This window comes from Kitasatospora sp. NPDC001660 (assembly GCF_053596725.1).
This window is the reverse complement of sequence record NZ_JBSFGU010000037.1, coordinates 26,556-50,663: the sequence shown is the minus strand read 5'-3', so window position 1 is coordinate 50,663 and position 24,108 is coordinate 26,556. Positions and strand designations below refer to the sequence as shown.

Here is a 24,108-nt window from a genome sequence, read left to right as displayed (position 1 = left end):
GCGGCCGGATACCCTTGGGAGCGACGACCGTACCGATACCGATGCCGCAGAGGATCCGCGACGACGTGTTCGACACCCTTTCCGATCGCCTCGCAGCGACGTTCAAGAACCTCCGGGGCAAGGGCCGCCTGAGCGAGGCGGACATCGACGCCACCGCCCGCGAGATCCGCATCGCGCTGCTGGAGGCGGACGTCGCGCTGCCGGTCGTCCGGGCCTTCATCAAGCAGGTCAAGGACCGGGCGCTCGGCGCCGAGGTCTCGGGCGCGCTGAACCCGGCGCAGCAGATCATCAAGATCGTCAACGAGGAGCTCATCGCGATCCTCGGCGGCGAGACCCGCCGGGTGCGGTTCGCCAAGAACGGCCCCACGGTGATCATGCTCGCCGGTCTGCAGGGTGCCGGTAAGACCACCCTCGCGGGCAAGCTCGGCCACTGGCTGAAGAAGCAGAAGCACACCCCGCTGCTGGTCGCCTGCGACCTCCAGCGCCCCAACGCGGTCAACCAGCTCCAGGTGGTCGCCGAGCGCGCCGGCGTGGCCTTCTACGGCCCGCAGCCGGGCAACGGCGTCGGCGACCCGGTGCAGGTGGCCAGGGACTCGATCGAGTACGCCAAGCAGAAGCAGTACGACGTCGTCGTCGTCGACACCGCCGGCCGCCTCGGCATCGACGCCGAGCTGATGCAGCAGGCCGCGGACATCCGTGCCGCCGTCAACCCGGACGAGGTCCTGTTCGTCGTCGACGCGATGATCGGCCAGGACGCGGTCACCACCGCGCAGGCCTTCCTCGACGGCGTCGACTTCACCGGTGTCGTGCTCTCCAAGCTCGACGGCGACGCCCGCGGTGGTGCCGCCCTCTCGGTCGCGCACGTCACCGGCCGGCAGATCATGTTCGCCTCGAACGGCGAGAAGGTCGACGACTTCGACGCCTTCCACCCGGACCGGATGGCCTCGCGCATCCTCGGCATGGGTGACGTCCTCTCGCTGATCGAGAAGGCCGAGCAGACCTTCTCCCAGGCCGAGGCCGAGAAGATCGCCGCCAAGCTGCGCGGCGGCCCGAAGGCCTTCACGCTGGACGACTTCCTGTCCCAGCTGGAGCAGGTCCAGAAGATGGGCTCGATCTCCAAGCTGCTCGGCATGCTGCCCGGCATGGGCCAGATCCGCGAGCAGATCAACAACATCGACGACAAGGACGTCAACCGGGTCGGGGCGATCATCAAGTCGATGACCCCGGCCGAGCGCGCCGAGCCGGAGATGATCAACGGCTCCCGCCGGGCCCGCATCGCCAAGGGTTCGGGCGTCCAGGTCGGCGAGGTGAAGAACCTGATCGAGCGGTTCTTCGACGCCCGCAAGATGATGTCCGCGATGGCCTCCGGCAAGGGCATCCCCGGCATGCCGGGGATCCCGGGCATGGGCGGCGGCGCGAAGAAGTCCGCCAAGAAGGCCCCGCAGGCGAAGGGCAAGCGCAAGAGCGGCAACCCGCTGAAGCGCGCGCAGGAGGAGGCCGCGGCCGCCGAGCGGCGCGCGCTCGGGCCGGGCGGCGTCCAGGCGCCGGCCGACGGCGGGGCGTTCGGCCTCGGCGCGGGCAAGGGCCCGGCCGACTTCGAGCTCCCCAAGGAGTTCAAGGACCTGCTGTAGGCCCTGCCGCGTGCCCGGTCGGCCCCGACGGTGCTGACCGGCGTGACCGGCCTTGACCGGTCCTGATCGGCCCGTCGTCCGGATTATCCGGGCGGCGGGCCGATCGCGTGTCCGATGATGGTGGGGTGCGAGTGACGATCAGGGCCCCGCGGGCCGAGGACGAGGTTGCGTACGCCGAGGCGGTCCGACGGTCCGCCGATCACATCGGGCGGTGGAACCCGGTCGAGCCGAACGGGCTCCCGGAGCTGCTGGAGCGCCAGGGGGCGGGCCTGCGGACCTTCCTGATCGTCGACCGGGAGACCGGCGGGCTGGTCGGCAAGGTGAACGTGGCCAACATCGTGATGGGCCGCTTCTGCAACGGCTCGCTCGGCTACGACTCCTACCTGCCGTTCGCCGGCACGGGGCGGATGACCGAGGGCCTGCGGCTGGTCGTGGACCGCTGCTTCGCCCCGCAGCCGGCGGGCGGACTCGGCCTGCACCGGCTGGAGATCAACGTGCAGCCGGACAACGAGCGGTCGATCGCACTGGCGAAGCGGCTGGGCTTCCGGCACGAGGGCTACACCCCGCGGATGCTGTTCCTGCAGGGCGCCTGGCGCGACCACGAGCGGTTCGCGATGACCGTCGAGGAGTGGCCGGGCTCCGGCGCGTAGCGCGCGGCCGGGGGCCTTCCGATGCGGCGTCGTGGCCGGTCGGCGGGCCCCTGTCAGGGCGTCGACACGGCCGGTCGGGGGCCGTCGCGGCGCGGCGTTGCGGTTGGCTCGCCCGAGCGCGCGTCCGTATCGTCCGAGAGGTGACCGAACCCGTCCCGCCGCGCCAGACCCCCGACCAGCCCTGGCGGTCCGAGGGCGCTCCGCCCCCGACGCCGCCCCGCCGCCGGATGCCCGGCGGCTGGATGGGCCTCATCCTCACCGCGCTCGTGGTGTTCCTGATCTCCGACGTGCTGCTGTCCTTCTTCGGCAACGAGGGCGCCACGACGATCTCCTACACCGAGTTCAACAACCAGCTGAACAAGGGCAACATCACCAAGATCTACTCCAAGGGCGACGCGATCGAGGGCACCCTCAAGTCCGCCCGGCCCAAGCCGGACGGCGCCAAGGGCGACTACACCGACTTCGCCACCCAACGGCCCTCCTTCGCCAACGACAACCTCTGGGCCGCCCTCCAGCAGCAGGGCATCGAGGTCACCGCCACCTCGCCGGTCGTCCAGCAGCGCAGCTTCCTCTCCAACCTGCTGCTCTCGCTGGCCCCGATGGTGCTGCTGGTCCTCATCTGGGTGCTGCTCGCCCGCCGGATGGCCGGCGGCATCGGCGCCGGCCCGCTCGGGCGCAAGGCCCCGCCCAAGCCGGTCGTCGCCGAGCCCGGCAAGCGCACCACCTTCGCCGACGTGGCCGGCATCGACGAGGTCGAGGCCGAACTCACCGAGGTCGTCGACTTCCTGAGGAACCCGCAGCAGTACCGCCGGATGGGCGCCAAGATGCCGCGCGGCGTGCTGCTGAGCGGCCCGCCCGGCACCGGCAAGACGCTGCTGGCCCGGGCCGTCGCCGGCGAGGCGAACGTGCCGTTCTTCTCCGCCTCCGCCTCCGAGTTCATCGAGATGATCGTCGGCGTCGGCGCCAGTCGGGTCCGCGAACTGTTCGCCGAGGCGCGCAAGGTGGCTCCGGCGATCATCTTCATCGACGAGATCGACACCATCGGCCGCCAGCGCGGCGGGGGCGGCCTGGGCGGGCACGACGAGCGCGAGCAGACGCTCAACCAGATCCTCACCGAGATGGACGGCTTCACCGGCTCCGAGGGCGTCATCGTGATCGCGGCGACCAACCGGGCGGACGTGCTCGACCCGGCGCTGCTGCGCCCCGGCCGGTTCGACCGGCGGATCACCGTCAGCCCGCCGGACCGGGAGGGGCGCGCCGCGATCCTCGCCATCCACACCCGGACGGTCCCGCTGTCCGGCGACGCCGACCTCGCGCAGCTGGCCAAGGTCACCCCCGGGATGACCGGCGCCGAGCTCGCCAACGTGGTCAACGAGGCCGCCCTGCTGGCCGTCAAGCGCAAGCAGGACGCCGTCAACGAGCGGGACCTGTCGGACGCCCTGGAGAAGGTCCAGCTCGGCGCCGTCCGGCCGCTGGTGATGCCGCAGGCCGAGCGCGAGCGCACGGCGTACCACGAGAGCGGGCACGCGCTGCTGGGGATGCTCCAGCCCGGCGCCGACCCGGTCCGCAAGATCACCATCGTGCCGCGCGGCCGGGCGCTCGGTGTCACGCTCTCGACGCCCGAGAACGACCGCTACTCGTACACCGAGCCGTACCTGCGCGGTCGGATCATCGGCGCGCTCGGCGGGATGGCGGCCGAGCAGGTGGTGTACGGGGTCATCACCACCGGCGCGGAGAGCGACCTGGAGCAGGTCACCAACATCGCCCGGGGGATGGCCGGCCGCTGGGGCATGAGCGAGCGGGTCGGGCGGCTCACCGCCGTGCCCGCGGACCCGCAGGGCGCGTACGGGCTCTCCGCCGCGCCGACCACCCTCGACGCGGTGGACGAGGAGGCCCGGCGGATCGTCGCCGAGTGCTACGAGGACGCGGTGCGGATCCTGACCGAGCAGCGGGCCCGGCTGGACGCGCTGGCGGCGGCGCTGCTGGAGGCGGAGACGCTGGACGAGGAGGAGGCCTACCGGGCCGCCGGGGTACCGCGGAAGGCGGCCGAGGACGGCTCGGAGGACGGCGCGTAGCACGGTTCGGAGGACGGACGGTTCGTAGGGCGGATGGCGCAGGGTGAATGGCGCAGGGCGGGCCGGTGGAGCCGTCCGGGGAAGCGTGAACCGGTGGCCGGGGGCGCTCGCCGTGGTGGCGGGCGCCCCCGGTTTCGTCTGTCGGAGGTGCGCCTCGGTGCACCGGGTCCCGCCGCGTCGCCGCTTTCGCCGTGTCCTGGTCGCTACGGCTCGTTCGCCACGTCGCCCGGCTCAGCGGGGCCGTTCGGCGATCAGGTAGCGGAAGACGTTCTCCATCCGGACCGACCCGTCCGCGCGCAGGTACGGCTGCAGTGCCTCCTCCAGCTCCTTGGCCACCAGCGCGCCGCCGGAGAACTCCTCGGCGGCCTCGAACAGGCCGGTGGAGAGCAGGCCGCGCACCGCGCTGTCCAGGTCCGGGTAGGCGAAGGGGCAGCTCACCCGGCCGCTGCCGGCCGGGCGCAGGCCGGTCGCGGCGATCAGGTCCTCCAGCTCGCCCGGCGTGCTCAGGGCGAACGGGTCGCGCGCGGTGCTGCGGCCGGCCATCCGGCGGGCCACGTCCAGCACCGCGGCGCTCTCGCAGCGCTCCTGCGGGCCCCAGGCGGCCAGCACCACGTGCCCTCCGGGGAGCGTGAGCCGGGCGGCCTCGGCGACCACCGTGCGCGGCTCGGCGCTCGCCGGGAGCTGTTCGAAGACCGTCACCAGCGAATGGGCCGAGCGGGGGAGGGCGGTGGCCGGGCGGGTCCCCGCACACACCCGCAGCCGACGGCCCCGCGCGAGCTCGCGCAGCTCGTCCCGCGGCTCCTGGCCGGCGACCTGGGCACCCCGTCCGGCCGCCAGCAGGAGTGCCAGCCCGGAGCGGCAGCCGAGGCCCAGCACGCTGCTCGCCGGGCCGACCTCCAGGCGGTCGTAGACCGCCTCGTAGAGCGGTACCAGCATGCGTTCCTGGATCTCCGCCCAGTCGCGCGCCCGCGCGGGCCACGTACCCCGCGGGTGCGGGTGGTGCGGTCGTGCGCCCGCTGGTCGTTCGGTCGTGCCGGTCGTCCGAGCTGAAGCCATCGCGGCCTCCCATCCGGTCCTTCGGTGTGCTGCTACGGCTCCCCCAAAGTCCCGCCCCACTCCAGCGAACAGCGGCTCGGGCGCGGCGTCCAGAGGGGTGCAGGGTGGTGCGCGCGTGTCGCGGTCGTGCGCCCCCTGCTGCCGGCGGGGGCCGTCCCCCGGCCGTCGGGACCGTCGGCCGCGGGTGTGATACCGATTCGAAGTCAGGGGGCCGCTCCCCGTACCATTCGGGCCATGGCTAAGGCACCCGTTCTCACCCCTCAGGCGGAAGACTTCCCGCGCTGGTACCAGGACCTCATCAACAAGGCCGAGCTGGCCGACAACGGTCCGGTGCGCGGCACCATGGTCATCCGACCGTACGGCTACGGCCTGTGGGAGCGGATGCAGCAGGAGATGGACGCGCGGATCAAGAAGGCCGGCGCGCAGAACGCCTACTTCCCGATGTTCATCCCGCAGTCCTACCTGACCAAGGAGGCCGAGCACGTCGAGGGCTTCGCCCCCGAGCTCGCGGTGGTCACCCACGGTGGCGGCAAGCAGCTGGACGAGCCGGTCGTCGTCCGGCCGACCTCCGAGACGATCATCAACGAGTACTTCTCGAAGTGGGTGCAGAGCCACCGCGACCTGCCGCTGCTGATCAACCAGTGGGCCAACGTGGTCCGTTGGGAGCTGCGCCCGCGCGTCTTCCTGCGCACCACCGAGTTCCTCTGGCAGGAGGGCCACACCGCCCACGCCACCTACGAGGACGCCCGCGACTACGCGTCGATGATCCACACCCAGGTCTACGGCGACTTCATGACCAACGTGCTCGGCATCGACGTCGTGCTCGGCCGCAAGACCGCCAAGGAGCGCTTCGCCGGCGCCATCAACACCCTCACCCTCGAGGGCATGATGGGCGACGGCAAGGCCCTGCAGATGGGCACCAGCCACGAGCTGGGCCAGAACTTCGCCAAGGCGTTCAACACCACCTACCAGCTCCAGGGCGCCGAGCGCGAGTACGTGTGGCAGACCTCCTGGGGCGTCTCGACCCGCATGGTCGGCGGCCTGATCATGTCCCACGGCGACGACAACGGCCTGCGCGTGCCGCCGCGCCTGGCCGCCGTCCAGGCCGTCGTCCTCGCCATCAAGGGCGACGACGCGGTGATCGCCAAGGTCCGCGAGATCGGCGCCCGCCTGGAGGCCGCCGGCGTCCGCGTGGTCGTCGACGACCGCACCGACACCCCGTTCGGCCGCCGCGCGGTCGACTGGGAGCTCAAGGGCGTGCCGGTCCGCATCGAGGTCGGCCCGCGCGACCTGGAGAACGGCACCGCGATGCTGGTCCGCCGCATCGCGGGCGGCAAGGAGCCGGTCTCGATCGACGGCCTGGCCGAGCTGCTCCCGGGCGTCCTGGACGAGGACCAGGCGCTCCTGCTGCGCCAGTCCCGCGAGCGCCGCGAGGCCCGCACCGTCGACGTCAAGACCATCGACGAGGCCGTCGAGGCCGCCGCCACCGGCTGGGGCCGGATGTCCTGGGCCGACCTCGGCCCGCAGGGCGAGGCCAAGCTGGCCGAGCAGGGCGTCTCGGTGCGCTGCATCGTCGCCGCCGACGGCTCGGTGCCGCGGACGGACGACCAGGAAGGCAATATCGCGCTCGTCGCGCGCGCGTACTGATCCCGACCGCCGGTACGACCGGTGGTGGGCAATGACCGGCAGCGGCAACATTTGCCCGGAATGCGGGTGGTAAGAATCCGGTAACTCTCGCGGACGGGTCCGGACTCGCAACATCCCTACTGGCCGGTCAACTGCCGGTATTAACGGAATAGCGGTACGGTGTACGGCCCGTGGCCCTGTCAACTCGGCGGGACCGCGGGCCGTACGTCTTGGGGGCAACAGCCCGCCCCCGGACGGAATTCACCAGGCCCGCCGAGCTGTGCGGGCCGAAACCGGTAGGGGGTTGGTCTTGCGTCAGATCCGGAACGCGCAATTCGCGCGCGACCATGCATTCCTGGGAGTTCCCTGGGAATTCCCGGAGAACGGGAACAGGCGGAACATCGGCTCGCACTCCATCGTTGGTCTAGCGTGAGCACGACACAGCCCCTCGTCCTCGCGGCCGAACTGGCCGCCGCCTGGAGTGACATCCAGGCCTACCACCAGGACCTCCCCGACCTGGCCTCGCCCGAGGCCCTGATCGGCGAGTCCTCCTCGGCCTGTGGCACGCGGCTCGGTTTCGAGCGGCTCCTCCACGAGGCTGCCCACGGCCTGGCCGCGGCCCGGGACATCCGGGACACCTCGCGGGCCGGCCGCTACCACAACCGGCGCTTCCTGATGCTCGCCTCCGAGCTCGGTCTGGCGCACCCGGTGGAACCGCACGCGAGCAGCGGCTTCTCCCAGGTGACCATGCTCAAGGAGACCCAGGAGCGGTACGCCGAGACCATCGAGCGTCTGGACCGCGCCCTGGGCGCGCACCAGGAGGCGGTGGCCGGCGACGGCGCGACGCGCGCCTTCCGCGGGCCGGCCGCCAGGCACGGCTCCTCCGGGGGCGGCGTGCGGGTCAAGGCGGTCTGCGGCTGCGGGCGGAACGTCCGGGTCGTGCCGTCGGTGCTCGCGCAGGCGTCCATCGTCTGCGGCGCGTGCCAGCAGCCGTTCAAGATCGCGTAACCCCGTCACGCTCGGAAGGCACCTTCGGAAAGTCGGAAGAGCAGGGCCCATCGGGCTCACGTGACCGGTTCGGGGTCGCGTGACCGGGTGGCAGGGGCCCGGCGGTCGGCTGTGCGGGCAGCGGATCCGGCGGGTGTGACCGGAAGACTCGTGGATGAATCAGTGGACTCGACCGGGAGCGGGGGCTCCCGGTCCGGTCCGGCCCCGCGGGGCGGGTTCGGGAGGCCAGGTCAAGGCGGTTCGCGCCGGTATGGCACAATGGACAGCTGAGTACTCGGCAGCCGAGCAGGACCCCTCTCTCCTACGGCTGGCGTGTCCCTTGAACGGTCCGCACCGCAACCCCACGCGGTGACGTGATCGCTCACCCACGTCAACACCAGGAGAATCCACTCCCGTGGCAGTCAAGATCAAGCTGAAGCGTCTCGGCAAGATTCGCTCCCCGCACTACCGCATCGTCGTCGCCGACGCCCGCACCAAGCGTGACGGTCGCGCGATCGAGGAGATCGGCATCTACCAGCCGACCTACAACCCCTCGAAGATCGAGGTCGACAGCGACCGCGCCCAGTACTGGCTGTCCGTCGGCGCCCAGCCGACCGAGCCGGTGCTCGCCATCCTCAAGCTGACCGGCGACTGGCAGAAGTTCAAGGGCCTGCCGGCCCCGGCGCCGCTGAAGGTCGCCGAGCCGAAGGTCGAGGACTTCTCGCACCTGTTCGCCAAGGCCGTCGCCGGCTTCGAGGACGCCACCACCGGTGTCGCCATCACCCCGAAGGCCAAGAAGTCGGACAAGGCCGAGGCTGAGGCCGACGCCGCCGCCGAGGCCTGATCGTGATCGAGGACGCCCTCGACCACCTGGTGAAGGGCATCGTCGAGCACCCCGACGAGGTGCAGGTGCGCTCGCGCAACCTGCGTCGGGGTAACACCATCGAGGTGCGTGTGCACCCCGATGACCTCGGCAAGGTGATCGGCCGGGGCGGCCGTACGGCGCGCGCTCTGCGCACCGTGGTCGGCGCCCTCGGCGGTCGCAACGTCCGGGTCGACCTCGTCGACGTGGACAACGTTCGCTGACGCAGCTGCCCGTGCAGCCGTCAGGGCTTGGGGCCGACCGGGACGCATGGCGTCCCGGTCGGCCTTTTTCGCATTCGGCCACCGTGCCCGTGCCTCGTCGCACGTGCGCGGGCCGCTTCCCGTCTCGCTCAGGAACTCCAGGAGAACGATCACCGTGCAGCTCGTCGTCGGCAGGATCGGCCGCGCCCACGGCATCAGGGGGGACGTCAGTGTCGAGGTCCGCACCGACGAGCCGGAACTCCGGCTCGGCCCGGGTGCCGTCCTGCTCACCGACCCCGCGTCGGCCGGGCCGCTGACCATCGAGTCCGGCCGGGTGCACAGCGGGCGGCTGCTGCTGCGCTTCGCCGGCGTCAAGGACCGCAACGCGGCGGAGGCGCTCCGGGGCACCCTGCTGATCTCCGAGGTCGACCCGGACGAGCGTCCCGAGGACCCGGAGGAGTACTACGACCACCAGCTGATCGGCCTGGACGTGGTGCTCTCCGACGGCACCCCGGTCGGCGAGCTCACCGAGGTCGTCCACCTGCCGTACCAGGACCTGCTCACCGTGAAGAAGGCCGACGGGACGGAGGTGCTGGTGCCCTTCGTCAGCCAGATCGTGCCGACCATCGACCTGGAGAACCAGCGCGCCGTGATCACCCCGCCGGCCGGGCTGATCGATCCGGAGCAGGCCGAGGTCGCCAGTGCCCGCGACGCCGACTCGGCCGAGACCGACTCGGCCGAGACCGACTCCGTGGAGACCCGCTCGGGCGAGGCCGACGGGGAGGACACGAAGTGACGTCGGCCGAGGGCGTCCAGACCGGGATGCGGATCGACGTCGTGTCGATCTTCCCGGAGTACCTGGAGCCGCTGAACATCTCGCTCGTCGGCAAGGCCCGTGCCCGCCGCCAGCTGGACGTGCACGTCCACGACCTGCGCGACTGGACGTACGACGTGCACCGGACGGTCGACGACAGCCCGTACGGCGGCGGCCCCGGCATGGTGATGAAGCCCGAGCCGTGGGGCGAGGCCCTGGACGCGGTGGTCGCCGCCGGGCCCGAGGGGCAGGTGCCGACGCTGGTGGTGCCCACCCCGAGCGGGCGCCCGTTCACCCAGGAGCTGGCCCAGGAACTGGCCGGCCGCCCCTGGCTGGCCTTCACCCCCGCCCGGTACGAGGGCATCGACCGGCGGGTGATCGAGGAGGCGGCCACCCGGATGCCGGTGGTCGAGGCCTCGATCGGCGACTACGTGCTGGCCGGCGGCGAGGTCGCCGTGCTGGTGATGGTCGAGGCGATCGCCAGGCTGCTGCCCGGCGTCCTCGGCAACGCCGAATCCCACCGGGACGACTCCTTCGCCCCCGGTGCGATGGCCGACCTCCTGGAGGGCCCGGTCTACACCAAGCCCGCCGAGTGGCGCGGCCGGACGGTGCCGGACGTGCTGCTCAGCGGCAACCACGGCCGGATCGCGCGCTGGCGCCGGGACCAGGCCTTCGCCCGTACGCTGGCGAACCGGCCCGATCTGGTCGAGCGTTGGCAGTGCGGCGCCTTCGACAAGAAGGACCGGGCGGCACTCGCCGTGCTCGGACTGGCCTGGGACGAGGAGCTCGGCCGATTTCGGTCCGTGGCCGAGGGTGTGGAAGAATAGGCCGCTGCTGTCTGTCGCTGGGCCCCTTCCGTAGGGGTCACGTGGACCGGCGCCCCCGCCACGGGGGGATCGCCGCCAGCCGATGCGGCCCGCAGCAGACCCCATTGCGACGAACTTCCGTGGGCGGCCCGTGGCGCCTGCGATGGAGAGCAACATGAGCAACAAGCTCGCTGCTGTCGACGCGGCCTCGCTGCGTAGCGACATCCCGGCCTTCCGCGCCGGTGACACCCTGAAGGTCCACGTCCGGGTCATCGAGGGCAACCGCTCCCGTGTCCAGGTCTTCCAGGGCGTCGTCATCCGCCGCCACGGTGCGGGCGTCGGTGAGACCTTCACCGTCCGCAAGGTCAGCTTCAACGTCGGCGTGGAGCGCACCTTCCCGGTGCACACCCCGGTCGTCGAGAAGATCGAGGTCGTGACCCGCGGTGCGGTTCGCCGCGCCAAGCTGTACTACCTGCGTGACCTCCGCGGCAAGGCCGCGAAGATCAAGGAGAAGCGCGACCGCTGATCCACCGGCCCCCGGCCTCGCCGGGGGATCGGAGCGCTCCCGGGGGCGCCGCTGCCGCAAGGTAAGCTCAGCCCCCGATGAGCACGCACGAACCACCCGCGGACCGCGACGGCAGTCCCGCACCCACCGGTGCGGACTCGCCGTCGCGGTCCGCGGTCGTTTCCGCGGCCGTCCCCGGGGGTGCTGCGAAGGGTGCGGCTGCGGACGACGCGGCCGTCGACGGCGGGGCTGCCGAAGGCGAGGCCGCGGACAGTGGGGCCGCGGACAGTGGGGAGCCGGGGCGTTCGCGCTCGCGGGACCTCCTGTTGCTGGCCGGCATCTGCCTGTTGTCGATGCTCCTGGTGAACGCGTTCGTCGTACGGCCGTTCACGGTGCCGTCCGGGTCGATGGAGGACACCCTCCGCCCCGGCGACCGGTTGATCGCGAACCAGCTCGCCTACGCCTTCGGTGGCCACCCCCAGCGGGGCGATGTCGTGGTCTTCGACGGCACGGGCTCCTTCCTGCCGGAACCGGACGAACCGGCCGGGTTCTGGGACGGGCTGCGCTTCCTCGGCCGGGACCTCGGGCTGGCCCCGGCCGGCAACACGGTCTTCGTCAAGCGCGTGATCGGTGTCGGCGGGGACCGCGTGACCAGCACCGGTCCGGGCGGGCGGATGACCGTCAACGGCGTGCCGATCGACGAGTCCTCCTACCTCGCCCCGGGCGACGAGTCGTCCACCGTGGCCTTCGACGTGGTGGTGCCGGCCGGCAAGCTGTGGGTGTTGGGGGACCACCGCAGCGCCTCCCGGGACTCCCGCGACCACCTCGGCGAGCCCGGCGGCGGGTTCGTGCCCGAGAGCAGGGTGGTCGGCCGGGCGGACTGGGTGGTCTACCCGATCGCGCACTGGAGCAGTCTGGACCGGCCTGCGGCCTTCGCAGCGACAGCGGGGGCGGGTGGTCATGGGGACCAGAGGTAGGGACCGGCTGGCCGACCGCCCGGCCGACGCGGGGGTGGAGGGAGCCGAGGGCGCCGTTCCGGTCCGCGGTCGGGCCGATCGCCGTCGTACCGCCCGGCGTGCGGCCCGTCGGCGCAAACGCTCGCTGTTGCGGGAGTTCCCGCTGATCATCCTGGTGGCACTGCTGGTGGCACTGGTGATGAAGACCTTCATGATCCAGGTCTTCGTGATCCCCTCGGGCTCGATGGAACAGACCATCCAGGTCGGGGACCGGGTGCTGGTGGACAAGTTCACCCCCTGGTTCGGCAACGAGCCGTCGCGCGGAGACGTCGTGGTGTTCAAGGATCCCGGCGGTTGGTTGGAGAACGACCACAAGTCGTCCAAGGACGGTCCGATCCTGGGTGGTGCCAAGCAGGCTCTCACTTTCGTCGGGCTGCTGCCGTCCGACAGCGAGCAGGATCTGATCAAGCGGGTCATCGGCCTCGGCGGGGACACCGTGGAGTGCTGCGACGCGCAGGGGCGGTTGAGCGTCAACGGCACGCCGGTGGACGAGCCGTACCTCTCGCCCGGCAACCCGCCGTCCCGGCAGCCCTTCAAGGTGAAGGTGCCGCAGGGCCGGCTCTGGGTCATGGGCGACCACCGGGACGTCTCCGCCGACTCCCGTTTCCACATGGGAAATCCGGGCCAGGGCACGATCCCGCTGAGCGGTGTGGTCGGGCGGGCGTTCGTGATCGCCTGGCCGCTGGACCGCTTCCATCAACTTGACGAGCCGATTTCACTCTCCTCTCTGGCCCGCACGCCGCAGGCCGCTGGAACTACGCCGAATTCGGTGCTTGTTGTGCCGGTTCCGATGGAACCTCCGCTCGTTATGGGTGTGTTGGGCATCCTTCCGCTCGCCGTTCGCAGGCCGGGACGGCCTCGGCGATAGACCCTGCGGACTGCTGACCCGCCGCGTCGCGCGCGTGGGATCGCGAGCCGGATGCCTTGGAGTGATAGAGAAGTGCAGGCGTGGCCGGGACGTTCCGGCTGCGTGTCGTGGCTGTGCTGGTGTCAGGAGCGCCCGTGGTGGGCAGCCCTGAGGCGTTCATGGTCGTAGTGAGCGTGGTGCCCGCTGTGCGGCACTCCGAGCGCGGGCGCGCGGGCGTCCGCACAGCAGGGAGGAGACGTTGTGGGGGATTTGGTGATCGGCGCCCGCTCAGGCGCCGGAGAGCCCGAGGGCTCCGGCAGCCGGGCGGCCCGGTCCGCCGAGTCCGCAGCGCCGTCGGCCTCGGTCGAGGACGCGGCGGCCCAGTCCGCTGACGAGCCGGGCGACGGGACGGACGGTACCCCGGGGGAGCTCCGGGGCGGGACCGGGCCGGCGGACGAGTCGGAGACGAAGGCTTCCGACGAGGACAAGAAGCCGCGATCGTTCTGGAAGGAACTGCCGATCCTGGTCGGCATCGCGCTGGTCCTGGCCTTGGTGATCAAGACCTTCTTCGTTCAGGCGTTCTCCATTCCGTCGGAGTCGATGCAGAACACGCTGCAGGTCGGTGACCGTGTTCTGGTGGACAAGCTGACCCCCTGGTTCGGGGCCGAGCCCGCGCGCGGCGAGGTCGTGGTGTTCCACGACCCGGGCGGCTGGCTGAACGACGAGCCCGTCCAGCAGAGCAGCAACTCCTTCTTCCGCGGGGTACAGGACGTCCTCAGCTTCGTCGGCCTGATGCCCTCCGCCAACGAGAAGGACCTGATCAAGCGGGTCATCGCGGTCGGCGGCGACACCGTCGAGTGCGAGAGCGGCGGCCCGGTCAAGGTCAACGGGGTCGCGCTCAACGAGCCGTACATCTTCTCGGGGAACGCTCCCTGTGACCGGTCCTTCGGCCCGGTGAAGGTGCAGCCGGGCCGGATCTGGGTGATGGGCGACCACCGCGGCGACTCGCTGGACTCCCGCTTCCACATGGACCAGCCCGGCGGCGGGACCGTCCCGGTGGACGATGTGATCGGACGCGCCTTCGTGGTGGCCTGGCCGATCGACCGCTGGGCGACGCTGCCGGTGCCGAGCACCTTCGACCAGAAGGGCCTGGAGGCGGGCGTGCCCCTGGTGCCGCCCGTGGCCGGCGCGGCGGGCGCGGTGGCCCTGCTCCCGCTGGTGCGCCGGGTGCGGAACCGGGCGGACCGCCGTAAGGAGTCCTGAGCTCCACCGGGTTCTCCCCAGCTCTTGCGCGGGCCGTGGTACCGACGAGTAATCTGCTCGGACGTGCCACGGCCCGTCGGGTTTTCCGCCTGCGCCTCCGGCGCACCCGGGGCGTGCTCCGGCAGGTCAGAGCTGGACGGTGTCGATGAGCAGTGTCGTGGAACAGACCGCCGACCGGCCGTCGGCGCCCTCCCGGCCGCGCCAACGGGCCGCCGCCGTGGTGCAGGGTGTCCTGATCGGGCTCGGTCTGGTGCTGCTGATCGGCGGCTTCGCCGTCATCGCGGTCGGCTACCGGCCCTACAACATCCCCTCGGCCTCGATGTCCCCCACCCTGCAGATCGGGGACACCGTGCTCGCCCGGAAGGTCGACGGCGGGTCCGTCGGGCGGGGCGACGTCGTGGTCTTCAAGGACCAGGCCTGGGGCGGCGAGCTCATGGTCAAGCGGGTCGTCGCGGTGGGCGGGGACACCGTCGCCACCACCGCGGACGGCCGCCGGCTGACCGTGAACGGCACTCCCGTCGACGAGCCCTACCTCGCGGCGCAGGGCCCGCAGGGCGCAGCCTTCAGCGTCACGGTGCCGCAGGGCCGGCTGTTCCTGCTCGGCGACAACCGGCTGGTCTCGCTCGACTCCCGCACCCACCTGGGGGTCGACGGCGGGACCGTCCCGGCCGACGCCGTCGAGGCCAGGGTGGAGGCCACCGTGATGCCGTTCGGCCGGATGGGTGAGTTCGCCCGGACCGGGGCGTTCGACGGCATCGCCGGCCCGCGGGCCGCCGGGCCGGGACCGCTGATTCCGGCGGCCGCGGCCACCGTCGTCGGCGCGGCGCTGATCGTCGTCACCTCGGCGGTGGGCGGCGTGGCGGGCCTGGCCCGCAGGCTTCGTCGGGGGCGCGCATCCTGAGCGCGTCCGTCGCGGGCCGGGCCGCTCTGTCGAACATCGCCCCGGATGGACGTGTCGGGTGGCAGGATCGGTACCGCCACCGATGCGAACGGAAGGAGCGTGTAGAGCTGCCATGACGGCACAGCGCCGCAGGGCGGCGCGGATCCTGCTGCTGGACGGGCTGGACCGGGTCCTCCTCTTCCTGGGCTCCGACCCGGCGGTGCCGGACGTAACCTGGTGGTTCACCCCGGGAGGCGGTTTGGAACCCGGGGAGGACGTGTGTGACGCCGCCGCGCGGGAGCTCGCGGAGGAGACCGGTTTGCGGGGCGTGGAGCTCGGGCCCTTGGTGGGGTACGGCACGGTGTCGTTCTCCTTTCGGGGACAGCGCTACGAGCAGGAGCAGTGGTTCCACCTGGCCCGGACCGAGGCCACGGGCCTCGACCACTCGGGCATGGGCGACGAGGAACACGCCCAGCTGCTCGCGGCACGCTGGTGGACGGTCGAGGAACTGAGGCAGACCGCCGAGACGGTCTATCCCGTCGGACTGGCCGACTTCCTGGAGCGGCTGCTGGCGGAGGGCCCGCCGGTCACTCCGGTACGGCTCTGAGCGTGGGTGCGGTGGTCCACAATGGGTGGACGCGACAAGTTGAGGGGACGCCTGGATGAGTGCCGAAGATCTCGAGAAGTACGAGACCGAGATGGAGCTCAAGCTCTACCGGGAGTACCGGGACGTCGTCGGCCTGTTCAAGTACGTGATCGAAACCGAGCGACGTTTCTACCTCACCAACGACTACGAGTTGCAGGTGCACTCGGTCCAGGGCGAGGTCTTCTTCGAGGTGTCGATGGCGGATGCGTGGGTCTGGGACATGTACCGGCCGGCCCGGTTCGTCCGCAAGGTCCGGGTGCTGACCTTCAAGGACGTGAACATCGAGGAACTCGCGAAGAGCGATCTGGAGCTGCCCTCGGACGACGCCGGCTTCGGGAACTGACGTTGGACCGCCCGGTTCCGCGTTGTCCAGAGGAATTTCGCGTAATCGGGGATTCTCACTCCTGCGGGTGACGAAAGTTATCCACAGGCTCGAGTTGTCCACAGGAAAAGGGAAATACCGGGTCCTGCCGAGCACGGCGGTACAACCTCCACAGCGGAGGTGGTCACCGTGCAGAACACGACCGTACAGAACCCGACCGCGCAGGGCACGACCACGCGGAAGGCCCGCCGGACCGGGCCCGACGGGCCGAGCAAGACCAGCCTCGGCCGCTACGGCGAGCAGGTCGCCGCCCGCCGTCTCGCCGAGGCCGGGCTCCGTATCCTGGACCGCAACTGGCGCTGCGCCGAGGGCGAGCTGGACATCGTCGCTCTCGACGGCGACACCGTGGCGGTCTGCGAGGTGAAGACCCGCTCCGAGCGGGGCTTCCAGCAGCCGACCGAGGCCATCGACCAGGCCAAGGCCGCCCGACTGCACCGGCTGGCCGAGCGGTGGATGGCCGAGCGCTGGCCGGGGCACTTCGCGAAGCTGGCCGGGCCCGGGTACGACCCCGGGCCGGCGGATCCGCAGTGGCCGCCCGCCCCGCCGGGCGGGGTCCGGATCGACTTGGTGGCGGTCATCAACCGGCTCCGGGGCGCGGCCTCGGTGGACCACCTGCGGGGCGTGGTCTGACATGGCCTTCGCCCGTACCTGTTCCGTCGCGCTGGTCGGCGTCGACGGGGTGATCGTCGAGGTCCAGGCCGATCTGGAGCCCGGGGTGGCCGCGTTCACCCTGGTCGGCCTGCCCGACAAGGCGCTGTCCGAGGCTCGCGACCGGGTGCGCGCGGCCGTCGTGAACAGCGGCGAGGTGTGGCCGCAGCGCAAGCTGACCGTCGGCCTCAGCCCCGCCTCCGTGCCCAAGAGCGGCAGTGGCTTCGACCTCGCGATCGCCTGCGCGGTCCTGGCCGCCGCCGAGCGGCTGGACCCGTCGGCCATCGCCGACCTGCTGATCATCGGCGAGCTGGGGCTGGACGGCCGGGTGCGGCCCGTCCGCGGGGTGCTGCCCTCGGTGCTGGCCGCCGCCGACGCCGGGTACGAGCGGGTCGTCGTTGCGGAGCAGACGGCGGCCGAGGCCTCGCTCGTCCCAGGGGTGAAGGTGATCGGCGTCCGCAGCCTGCGCCAACTGCTCGCCGTCCTCACCGGCGTGCCCGCGCCCGAGGAGCCGCCCGACTCGATCGGGGGCCGCCCCGATCCCCTGATGGCCGGGCTCATGCTGCCGAGCGCGGCTGTGCGGGGCCTGCCCGACGACAAGGCGTCCCGCCTCGACATGGCCGACGTGGCCGGCCAGTACGAGGCCCGGCGGGCCCTGGAGATCGCCGCCGCCGGAGGACACCACCTGTACCTGAAGGGGCCGCCGGGGGCCGGCAAGACGATGCTGGCCGAGCGGTTGCCCTCGCTGCTCCCACCGCTCACACAGAAGGAGGCGCTGGAGGTCACCGCGGTGCACTCGGTGGCGGGCCTGCTCCCGGCAGGCCGTCCGCTGATCGACCGTGCCCCGTACTGCGCCCCGCACCACTCGACCACGATGCCGGCGATCGTCGGAGGTGGCAGCGGCCTGCCCCGGCCGGGCGCGGTGTCGCTGGCCCACCGGGGTGTGTTGTTCCTGGACGAGGCACCGGAATTCCCGGTCCGGGTGCTCGACGCGCTGCGGCAACCGCTGGAGTCGGGCGAGGTGGTGATCGCGCGTTCGGCCGGATCGCTCCGGCTCCCGGCCCGGTTCCTGCTCTGTCTCGCCGCCAATCCCTGCCCGTGCGGCCGGCATTCACGGCGGGGCGAGGGGTGCGAGTGCACCCCGGCGATGGTGAGCCGCTACCAGGGCCGGCTGTCGGGGCCGCTCCTCGACCGGGTCGACCTCCAGGTCCAGGTGGCCCCGGTGACCAGGGTCGAGTTGATGGAGCGGGACAGCACGGCGGAGACCACCGAGGTCATCGCGGCCCGGGTGCTGGTCGCGCGTGAACGGGCGGCTGCCCGGCTGGCCGACACGCCGTGGCGGGTCAACGCCGAGGTCCCGGGGCATGAACTGCGGACGCGATGGCAGCTCGCCCCTGGCGCACTGACCGACGCCGCACACCAGTTGGAGCGGGGGTTGCTCACCGCCCGGGGCCTGGACCGGGTGCTCCGGGTCGCCTGGACGGTTGCGGATCTCGCGGGACGGGACCGTCCGGACCAGCGGGACGTGCGTACGGCGCTGGTCCTGCGCACCGGGGGCGAGCACGGCCTTCCGCTGACCGAGCGCGTCTTCGGGCGGTTCAAGAGCGTCCCCGCCCAGCGGAGCGGTTCCGGAAGGGGCCCGTCCGGTCGGGGCGAGGGAACCCGCGACCAGTGCCCGGCGAACGAGGACGGTGACGCATGAACGGGATGATGGCGAACCCCCAGCAGCCGTCCCCAGCGGTTGCGCAACCTGAGCCCGAGCGGCTCGCCCGGGCACTCCTCAGCCGGCTGAGCGAACCCGGGGACGCGGTGGTCGGCCGCTGGCTCCGCCGACTCGCCGCCACCGACGTGGTCCAGGCGATCCGGGACGGCGCCGTGCCCGACCACCCCGGGCTCGACGGGCCCCGCCTGGTCGGCTACCAGGCCAGACTCCCCGGTCTGGACCCGGCCGAGGACTTGGAACGGGTACGAGCCTGCGGTGGACGCTTCATCATTCCGGGGGACACGGAATGGCCCAGCCAACTGGACGACTTGGGCGACGGGCGGCCGATCGGGCTCTGGACGACCGGTACCGGGTCACTGCGCCTGCTGGCCCTCCGCTCGGTGGCGGTGGTGGGCTCCCGAGCCTGCACGGCGTATGGCGCGCATGTCGCGGGCGAACTGTCGGCCCAACTCGCCGAGCGGGGTTGGGTGGTGGTCTCCGGGGCCGCTTACGGAATCGACGCCGCAGCCCATCGCGGAGCCCTGGCGGTGGGTGGGATGACCATCGGCGTCCTTGCCTGCGGGGTCGACGTGGCCTACCCGAAGGGCAACGCCGAACTGATCCGGCGGATCGGTGTCCAGGGGCTCCTGGTCAGCGAACTCCCGCCCGGGGAGCATCCGAACCGCTTCCGCTTCGTGCTGCGCAACCGGGTCATCGCGGCTTTGACCCGGGGCACCGTGGTCGTGGAGGCGGCCGTGCGCAGTGGCGCGTTGAGTACGGCCAGACGGGCGCGCGACCTCAACCGGCACACCATGGGCGTGGCCGGCCCGGTCACCTCGGAGCTCTCGGCCGGGGTGCACGCCCTGATTCGCAGTGGCGGCGCCACGCTCGTCACCGACGCGGCCGAGGTGACCGAGTTGATCGGCGCGATCGGGGACGACCTCGCGCCGCCGCGGACGGGGCCGGTCCTGCCGCGGGACTTGCTGGAGCCGCCCGTGGCACGCGTGCTGGAGGCCGTACCGGCAACGGCCGAGGGCGCGCCGGTCGAGCGGCTGGCCCGGCAGTCGGGGCTCCCGCCGGACGAAGTGCTCCAGCGGCTCTACGAGTTGGGGTCGCTCGGCTTCGTGGAGCGGCACGGCGCGCATTGGCGAATCGTGTGGAGGAGGTGACCGCGAAGAGAGTTGAACGGATGTGCTGAGGACAGCTGAAAGAAGGGGTGACGGGCGCTAGGGGGTTGACCTGCTGAACCGGTTCGTCCACTACGGGTGCCCGGATCCGGTGACGAGAACGCCACCGGATCGAGGGACGACCGGGTGGCGGTAGCGCATTGCAGCGAGTCGGTCACGCTACGCTCCACATGCCTTCCCTATCAGCACATGACTCGGCAGAACGGCGCAGATCAACGCATGCCCACACACATTCCCGGACACAGAGTGACCGGTGGCGCCCGGTCCTCGGGAGGACCGCGCACCGAGCGGCGCGCCGTGACCGAGTACCCGCCCAAGGCGACGGGGGCGATGGGGGGCCTGTCGCGGCAGGGTGGCCGGCCGGCGTCGGTGCCCGGCCAGTCCGCCGACGTCGTCGGCGGCAGCGACACCGTCCGCGGTGCCAGCGCCGGTGCCGGTGCCGACGCCGGCGGCGGGGCTGATGCCGGCACCGACGGCGAGGTCGCGGTCCGTTCTGGCGCGCGGATCGGGGCATCCGCCGACGGGCCGGCCAGTGCGGGTGTCGCCACGGAGGCGCCCGAGGCGGTGCCACCACCGGCGCCGCCGCCCGGGCCCGGATCGCAGACCCCGGCCCCGCCGCCGTGGCCCCCGTCCGCGCCTTTGCCCCGCCGTGGGCCGGAGCACGGGAACTCCGTGCGCAGCGCACTGGAGGAACTCTGGCGGTCCTACAAGGAGACCGGCGACCAGCGGCTGCGGGAGCAACTGATCCTGCACTACTCACCGCTCGTCAAGTACGTGGCGGGCCGGGTCGGGGTCGGCCTGCCGTCCAACGTCGAGCAGGCCGACTTCGTCTCCTCCGGGGTCTTCGGGCTGATCGATGCGATCGAGAAGTTCGACGTCGACCGCGCCATCAAGTTCGAGACCTACGCGATCAGCCGCATCCGCGGCGCGATCATCGACGAACTGCGGGCGCTGGACTGGATCCCGCGCTCGGTGCGGCAGAAGGCCAAGGCGGTCGAGCGGACGTACGCGACGCTGGAGGCGCGGCTGCGCCGCACCCCGCACGAGCCTGAGGTCGCGGCGGAGATGGGCATCGCGATCGAGGACCTGCACGCCATCTTCAGCCAGCTGTCCCTCGCCAACGTCGTGGCGCTCGACGAACTGCTGCACCCGGTGGGGGAGGGCGGCGACCGGCTGAGCCTGATGGACACCCTGGAGGACCACGGTGCGGACAACCCCGTCGAGGTGGCCGAGGACCGGGAGTTGCGCAGGCTGCTGGCCCAAGCGGTCAACACGCTTCCGGAACGGGAGAAGACGGTGGTGACGCTGTACTACTACGAGGGCCTCACCCTCGCCGAGATCGGGCAGGTCCTCGGGGTCACGGAGAGCCGGGTGAGCCAGATCCACACCAAGTCCGTCCTCCAACTGCGCGCCAAGCTGTCGGACATCCGATAGCGCTGGTAGTCAGCCTGTGCCCGGATCGGCGTCGGCATCCGGTCGCTCGAGCGCGCGGTACGGGCCGGGCTTCCCGAGGTTTGCGCGGCGCCGTATCCGCCGCGTGTAGGTCTCCGTACAGTGGGACCGTGCCGAAGATCCGAGCGGCCACGGTGGCCGAGCATCGCCAGCTGCAGCGGGCAGCCCTCCTCGACGCTGCCCGCACCCTGCTCACCGAGGGAGGCATGGAGGGGCTCACCTTCCCCGCCCTCGCGGCGCGGACCGGGTTGGCGCGTTCCTCGGTCTACGAGTACTTCCGCTCCCGCGCCGCGGTGGTCGAGGCGCTGTGCGAGGTGGACTTCCCGCTCTGGGCGGCCGAGATCGAGGCCGGGATGGAGAGCTGCGACACGGCGACCGGCCGCGTCGAGGCGTACGTCCGGGGCCAGCTGGCGCTCGCCGCCGATCCGCGGCACCGGGCGGTCGTGGCGATCTCGGCGCTGGAGCTCGACGAGGCCGCGCGCGAGCGGATCCGGGTGGCGCACGGGACGCTGGTCGGCCTGGTGACCCAAGCCCTGGAAGATCTGGGCCACACCCAGCCGCGGCTCACCGCGGCACTGCTCCAGGGGATCGTCGAGGCGGCCGTCCGCCACGGCGAGCAACTGGCGGCGGCCGGAGCCATGCCCGGGGCCACGGCCGAGAGCCCCGAGCAGATCGCCGACGCCGCCGTCGCGATGGCTCTGCACGGTCTCTGCCGCGACTGAACCGCCGACTGGCACCAGTCGCCCAGGCCGCGCCGGGGCGCCCACCGGCAGCAGCCGCGCCGCGCCCACGCCGAACAGGGCGAGCGGGTCGAGGTAGCGGTCGCCGCGCAGCAGGCCCCAGTGCAGACAGGCCCGCCCCGCACAGTGCCGCCCGTCCGCGGCGAGTGGGGAGAGCCGCCCGATCACCTGCCCGGCGTCGACCGTGCTGCCCACGGGCACACTGCCGGTGACCGGCAGATAGGTGGTCCGCAGGGCGGGAGTCCCCGAGCCGGGGTGTGCCACCGTCACCACCGGGCGGCCCGCGACCAGCCCGGAGAACGCGACCACTCCCGGGGCCGCAGCGCGGATCTCCGCCCCGGCCGGGGCAGCCAGGTCCACGCCCCGGTGCCCGGCGGACCACGGTTTCGGCGGTGCCACGAACCGCCTGAGCACTCCACCGGGCCCGCCCACCGGCCACGCACGCCCACGCGCCCGGCCGGCATCGACCCCGTCTCCGGAACCACTGCCGGAACCCAGGCGCTCCGACGCGGCGGAAGCCCCGAAAGCGCGAACCCCGAAAGCACCCAAGAGAACGAGCACCGCCACGGCGCACAGCACCACGGCCGACACCCCACGAACCCCAGCGCGAGCAGTCATGCGCCCGAGCGTTCCGGCAGCGAAGCGCCCACACCACCCCCTTCGGGATTCCTGTGGACAAACCGCCCTCGTGGACGAACGGCATCCCCCTGACGGGTGTACGAACGCCGCCGTCCGGTGTAAAAGCACCGTCGGCCACCGCCATGGACGTCCCGCCGACCCGCGCTCCGGACTGCGCCAGGGAAGCCTCCGTCGCGCCTCCACCGCGCCTCCCGCCGTGCCGCGGCCGCCCCTTCTCGGCCCCTCCGCCAGCTGCGGAGTCGCCCGCCACTCGGCGCTTCCCGTACACTTCACACGCGACCCGGTCCGCCGGGTCGACTTCGCACGCCCCGCCACCGGTGGATGGATGCGGCTCCGCCGCCGCCCCGCCAGGTGCGAGTGCCGCTCGGTCCGCCGAGCCCGCCCCGGTCCCCGACCGAGCGGGTTGAAGCGGCTCGGCACGTTCGGGGCGTCAGGCGTGGCTGTCACCTGGCCGCCACGGACAAACCGAGCCTGACCCGGCCGTATACGCAGTCGCCGAACGGGGAGCGCCACCGCGCGAGCCCCGCGGTGGGCTGCGCGACAGCCGGGCCGTAACACCTGAGGAGAACGGCTATGGCCGTCGTCACGATGCGGGAGCTGCTGGAGAGCGGCGTCCACTTCGGTCACCAGACCCGCCGCTGGAACCCGAAGATGAAGCGCTTCATCATCACCGAGCGCAACGGCATCTACATCATCGACCTCCTGCAGTCGCTGAACTACATCGACCGCGCCTTCGAGTTCATCAAGGAGACCGTTGCCCACGGCGGCAGCGTCCTCTTCGTCGGCACGAAGAAGCAGGCCCAGGAGGCCATCGCCGAGCAGGCCACCCGCGTGGGCATGCCCTACGTGAACCAGCGCTGGCTCGGCGGCATGCTGACCAACTTCTCGACCGTCTACAAGCGCCTGCAGCGCCTGAAGGAGCTCGGCGAGCTGGACTTCTCGGACGTCGCCGGCTCCGGCCTCACCAAGAAGGAGCTCCTGGTCCTCCAGCGCGAGCACGACAAGCTGGAGAAGACCCTCGGCGGTATCCGCGACATGCAGCGCGTTCCCAGCGCCGTCTGGATCGTGGACACCAAGAAGGAGCACATCGCGGTCGGCGAGGCCCGGAAGCTCAACATCCCGGTCGTCGCCATCCTCGACACCAACTGCGACCCGGACGAGGTCGACTACAAGATCCCGGGCAACGACGACGCGATCCGCTCCGTCACCCTGCTGACCCGTGTGATCGCCGACGCCGTGGCTGAGGGTCTGAAGGCCCGCGCCGGTGTTGCCAAGGGCGACGCCAAGGCCGAGCCGGGCGCCGACCAGCCGCTGGCCGACTGGGAGAAGGACCTCATCGAGGGCGAGAAGAAGGCCGAGGAGGCCCCCGCCGCCGCCGAGGCTCCGGCCGAGCAGGCCTGACGTACCAAGGGTGAGGGGCACCCGCCGGTACGACGCCGGTAGGTGCCCCTCTCTCCCGTGCCGGGACCGAACCACCGGTCCGGGCACCTC

General features: G+C 72.0%; 23 protein-coding genes and 1 pseudogene. 22 read left to right on the top strand and 2 right to left on the bottom strand.

Annotation, left to right across the window (positions count from 1 at the left end; translation table 11 throughout):
* Positions 1-65: 65 nt before the first annotated feature.
* The 3 genes from ffh (at position 66) to ftsH (ending at position 4,356) form a co-directional block, all read left to right on the top strand.
* On the top strand, positions 66-1,631 hold the full coding sequence (gene ffh / locus ACWCXH_RS29935) for a signal recognition particle protein (RefSeq protein WP_449804628.1): 1,566 nt from the start codon (positions 66-68) through the stop codon (positions 1,629-1,631).
* Positions 1,632-1,756: 125 nt separating this feature from the next.
* Positions 1,757-2,281: a GNAT family N-acetyltransferase gene (locus ACWCXH_RS29930; protein ID WP_449804604.1), complete on the top strand. Its 525-nt coding sequence runs from the start codon at positions 1,757-1,759 to the stop codon at positions 2,279-2,281.
* 140 nt (positions 2,282-2,421) lie between these two features.
* On the top strand, positions 2,422-4,356 hold the full coding sequence (gene ftsH / locus ACWCXH_RS29925; protein WP_449804603.1) for an ATP-dependent zinc metalloprotease FtsH: 1,935 nt from the start codon (positions 2,422-2,424) through the stop codon (positions 4,354-4,356).
* A gap of 231 nt (positions 4,357-4,587) precedes the next feature.
* Here the strand turns inward: ftsH and ACWCXH_RS29920 are convergent, their stop codons facing one another.
* Positions 4,588-5,292, bottom strand: a complete 705-nt coding sequence (locus tag ACWCXH_RS29920; protein WP_449804602.1) for a class I SAM-dependent methyltransferase — start codon at positions 5,290-5,292, stop codon at positions 4,588-4,590.
* Positions 5,293-5,646: 354 nt separating this feature from the next.
* Between ACWCXH_RS29920 and proS the strand changes: the two genes are divergently transcribed.
* From proS to ACWCXH_RS29830, 18 genes are all read left to right on the top strand, one after another.
* The gene (proS, locus tag ACWCXH_RS29915; protein ID WP_449804601.1) at positions 5,647-7,059 is read left to right on the top strand and encodes a proline--tRNA ligase; all 1,413 of its coding nucleotides are present in this window, start codon (positions 5,647-5,649) and stop codon (positions 7,057-7,059) included.
* Between the two features lie 408 nt (positions 7,060-7,467).
* Positions 7,468-8,046, top strand: a complete 579-nt coding sequence (locus ACWCXH_RS29910) for a hypothetical protein (RefSeq protein ID WP_049650398.1) — start codon at positions 7,468-7,470, stop codon at positions 8,044-8,046.
* 394 nt (positions 8,047-8,440) lie between these two features.
* Positions 8,441-8,869 (top strand): 30S ribosomal protein S16, encoded by a 429-nt coding sequence (rpsP, locus tag ACWCXH_RS29905; RefSeq protein WP_045700219.1) that lies wholly within the window; start codon positions 8,441-8,443, stop codon positions 8,867-8,869.
* Between the two features lie 2 nt (positions 8,870-8,871).
* Positions 8,872-9,111 (top strand): RNA-binding protein, encoded by a 240-nt coding sequence (locus ACWCXH_RS29900; RefSeq protein WP_402224709.1) that lies wholly within the window; start codon positions 8,872-8,874, stop codon positions 9,109-9,111.
* A gap of 154 nt (positions 9,112-9,265) precedes the next feature.
* Positions 9,266-9,886: a ribosome maturation factor RimM gene (gene rimM, locus ACWCXH_RS29895; protein WP_449804600.1), complete on the top strand. Its 621-nt coding sequence runs from the start codon at positions 9,266-9,268 to the stop codon at positions 9,884-9,886.
* 26 nt (positions 9,887-9,912) lie between these two features.
* On the top strand, positions 9,913-10,731 hold the full coding sequence (trmD, locus tag ACWCXH_RS29890; protein WP_449804627.1) for a tRNA (guanosine(37)-N1)-methyltransferase TrmD: 819 nt from the start codon (positions 9,913-9,915) through the stop codon (positions 10,729-10,731).
* A 154-nt stretch (positions 10,732-10,885) separates the two neighbouring features.
* Positions 10,886-11,236, top strand: a complete 351-nt coding sequence (gene rplS / locus ACWCXH_RS29885) for a 50S ribosomal protein L19 (RefSeq protein ID WP_063347674.1) — start codon at positions 10,886-10,888, stop codon at positions 11,234-11,236.
* Between the two features lie 77 nt (positions 11,237-11,313).
* On the top strand, positions 11,314-12,192 hold the full coding sequence (gene lepB, locus ACWCXH_RS29880; protein ID WP_449804599.1) for a signal peptidase I: 879 nt from the start codon (positions 11,314-11,316) through the stop codon (positions 12,190-12,192).
* A gap of 154 nt (positions 12,193-12,346) precedes the next feature.
* The gene (gene lepB / locus ACWCXH_RS29875) at positions 12,347-13,099 is read left to right on the top strand and encodes a signal peptidase I (protein WP_449804598.1); all 753 of its coding nucleotides are present in this window, start codon (positions 12,347-12,349) and stop codon (positions 13,097-13,099) included.
* 240 nt (positions 13,100-13,339) lie between these two features.
* Positions 13,340-14,341 (top strand): signal peptidase I, encoded by a 1,002-nt coding sequence (gene lepB / locus ACWCXH_RS29870; RefSeq protein WP_449804597.1) that lies wholly within the window; start codon positions 13,340-13,342, stop codon positions 14,339-14,341.
* Between the two features lie 145 nt (positions 14,342-14,486).
* The gene (gene lepB, locus ACWCXH_RS29865; protein ID WP_449804596.1) at positions 14,487-15,242 is read left to right on the top strand and encodes a signal peptidase I; all 756 of its coding nucleotides are present in this window, start codon (positions 14,487-14,489) and stop codon (positions 15,240-15,242) included.
* 112 nt (positions 15,243-15,354) lie between these two features.
* Positions 15,355-15,828 (top strand): NUDIX hydrolase, encoded by a 474-nt coding sequence (locus ACWCXH_RS29860; RefSeq protein ID WP_449804595.1) that lies wholly within the window; start codon positions 15,355-15,357, stop codon positions 15,826-15,828.
* 55 nt (positions 15,829-15,883) lie between these two features.
* Positions 15,884-16,210, top strand: coding sequence for a DUF2469 domain-containing protein (locus tag ACWCXH_RS29855; protein WP_329929696.1), 327 nt, complete (start codon positions 15,884-15,886; stop codon positions 16,208-16,210).
* A 168-nt stretch (positions 16,211-16,378) separates the two neighbouring features.
* The gene (locus tag ACWCXH_RS29850) at positions 16,379-16,879 is read left to right on the top strand and encodes a YraN family protein (RefSeq protein WP_449804594.1); all 501 of its coding nucleotides are present in this window, start codon (positions 16,379-16,381) and stop codon (positions 16,877-16,879) included.
* A gap of 1 nt (position 16,880) precedes the next feature.
* A complete protein-coding gene (locus ACWCXH_RS29845) occupies positions 16,881-18,599 on the top strand; it encodes a YifB family Mg chelatase-like AAA ATPase (protein WP_449804593.1) in 1,719 nt (572 codons plus the stop codon).
* On the top strand, positions 18,596-19,768 hold the full coding sequence (gene dprA, locus ACWCXH_RS29840) for a DNA-processing protein DprA (protein WP_449804592.1): 1,173 nt from the start codon (positions 18,596-18,598) through the stop codon (positions 19,766-19,768). Before ACWCXH_RS29845 ends, dprA begins: the two co-directional genes overlap by 4 nt.
* Positions 19,769-20,425: 657 nt before the next feature.
* Positions 20,426-21,220, top strand: coding sequence for an RNA polymerase sigma factor WhiG (whiG, locus tag ACWCXH_RS29835; RefSeq protein ID WP_449804626.1), 795 nt, complete (start codon positions 20,426-20,428; stop codon positions 21,218-21,220).
* Positions 21,221-21,372: 152 nt separating this feature from the next.
* Positions 21,373-21,960: a TetR/AcrR family transcriptional regulator gene (locus ACWCXH_RS29830; protein WP_449804625.1), complete on the top strand. Its 588-nt coding sequence runs from the start codon at positions 21,373-21,375 to the stop codon at positions 21,958-21,960.
* Positions 21,961-22,056: 96 nt separating this feature from the next.
* Here the strand turns inward: ACWCXH_RS29830 and ACWCXH_RS29825 are convergent.
* Positions 22,057-22,596 (bottom strand): annotated as a pseudogene (locus ACWCXH_RS29825) (murein hydrolase activator EnvC family protein); the annotation flags it as partial.
* A gap of 594 nt (positions 22,597-23,190) precedes the next feature.
* On the opposite strand from ACWCXH_RS29825, the gene rpsB reads away from it, so the two are divergent.
* Entirely contained in the window at positions 23,191-24,018 is an 828-nt protein-coding gene (gene rpsB, locus ACWCXH_RS29820) for a 30S ribosomal protein S2 (RefSeq protein WP_449804591.1), read from the top strand.
* The last annotated feature ends 90 nt before the right edge of the window (positions 24,019-24,108 follow it).

Bases quoted from the DNA above. Each gene is read 5' to 3' on its own strand.
- ACWCXH_RS29920 (WP_449804602.1), bottom strand. From the start codon at position 5,292: ATGCTGGTACCGCTCTACGAGGCGGTCTACGACCGCCTGGAGGTCGGC.
- proS (WP_449804601.1), top strand. From the start codon at position 5,647: ATGGCTAAGGCACCCGTTCTCACCCCTCAGGCGGAAGACTTCCCGCGC.
- trmD (WP_449804627.1), top strand. From the start codon at position 9,913: ATGCGGATCGACGTCGTGTCGATCTTCCCGGAGTACCTGGAGCCGCTG.
- rplS (WP_063347674.1), top strand. From the start codon at position 10,886: ATGAGCAACAAGCTCGCTGCTGTCGACGCGGCCTCGCTGCGTAGCGAC.
- lepB (WP_449804599.1), top strand. From the start codon at position 11,314: ATGAGCACGCACGAACCACCCGCGGACCGCGACGGCAGTCCCGCACCC.
- lepB (WP_449804596.1), top strand. From the start codon at position 14,487: ATGAGCAGTGTCGTGGAACAGACCGCCGACCGGCCGTCGGCGCCCTCC.
- ACWCXH_RS29860 (WP_449804595.1), top strand. From the start codon at position 15,355: ATGACGGCACAGCGCCGCAGGGCGGCGCGGATCCTGCTGCTGGACGGG.
- ACWCXH_RS29855 (WP_329929696.1), top strand. From the start codon at position 15,884: ATGAGTGCCGAAGATCTCGAGAAGTACGAGACCGAGATGGAGCTCAAG.
- ACWCXH_RS29845 (WP_449804593.1), top strand. From the start codon at position 16,881: ATGGCCTTCGCCCGTACCTGTTCCGTCGCGCTGGTCGGCGTCGACGGG.
- dprA (WP_449804592.1), top strand. From the start codon at position 18,596: ATGAACGGGATGATGGCGAACCCCCAGCAGCCGTCCCCAGCGGTTGCG.
- rpsB (WP_449804591.1), top strand. From the start codon at position 23,191: ATGGCCGTCGTCACGATGCGGGAGCTGCTGGAGAGCGGCGTCCACTTC.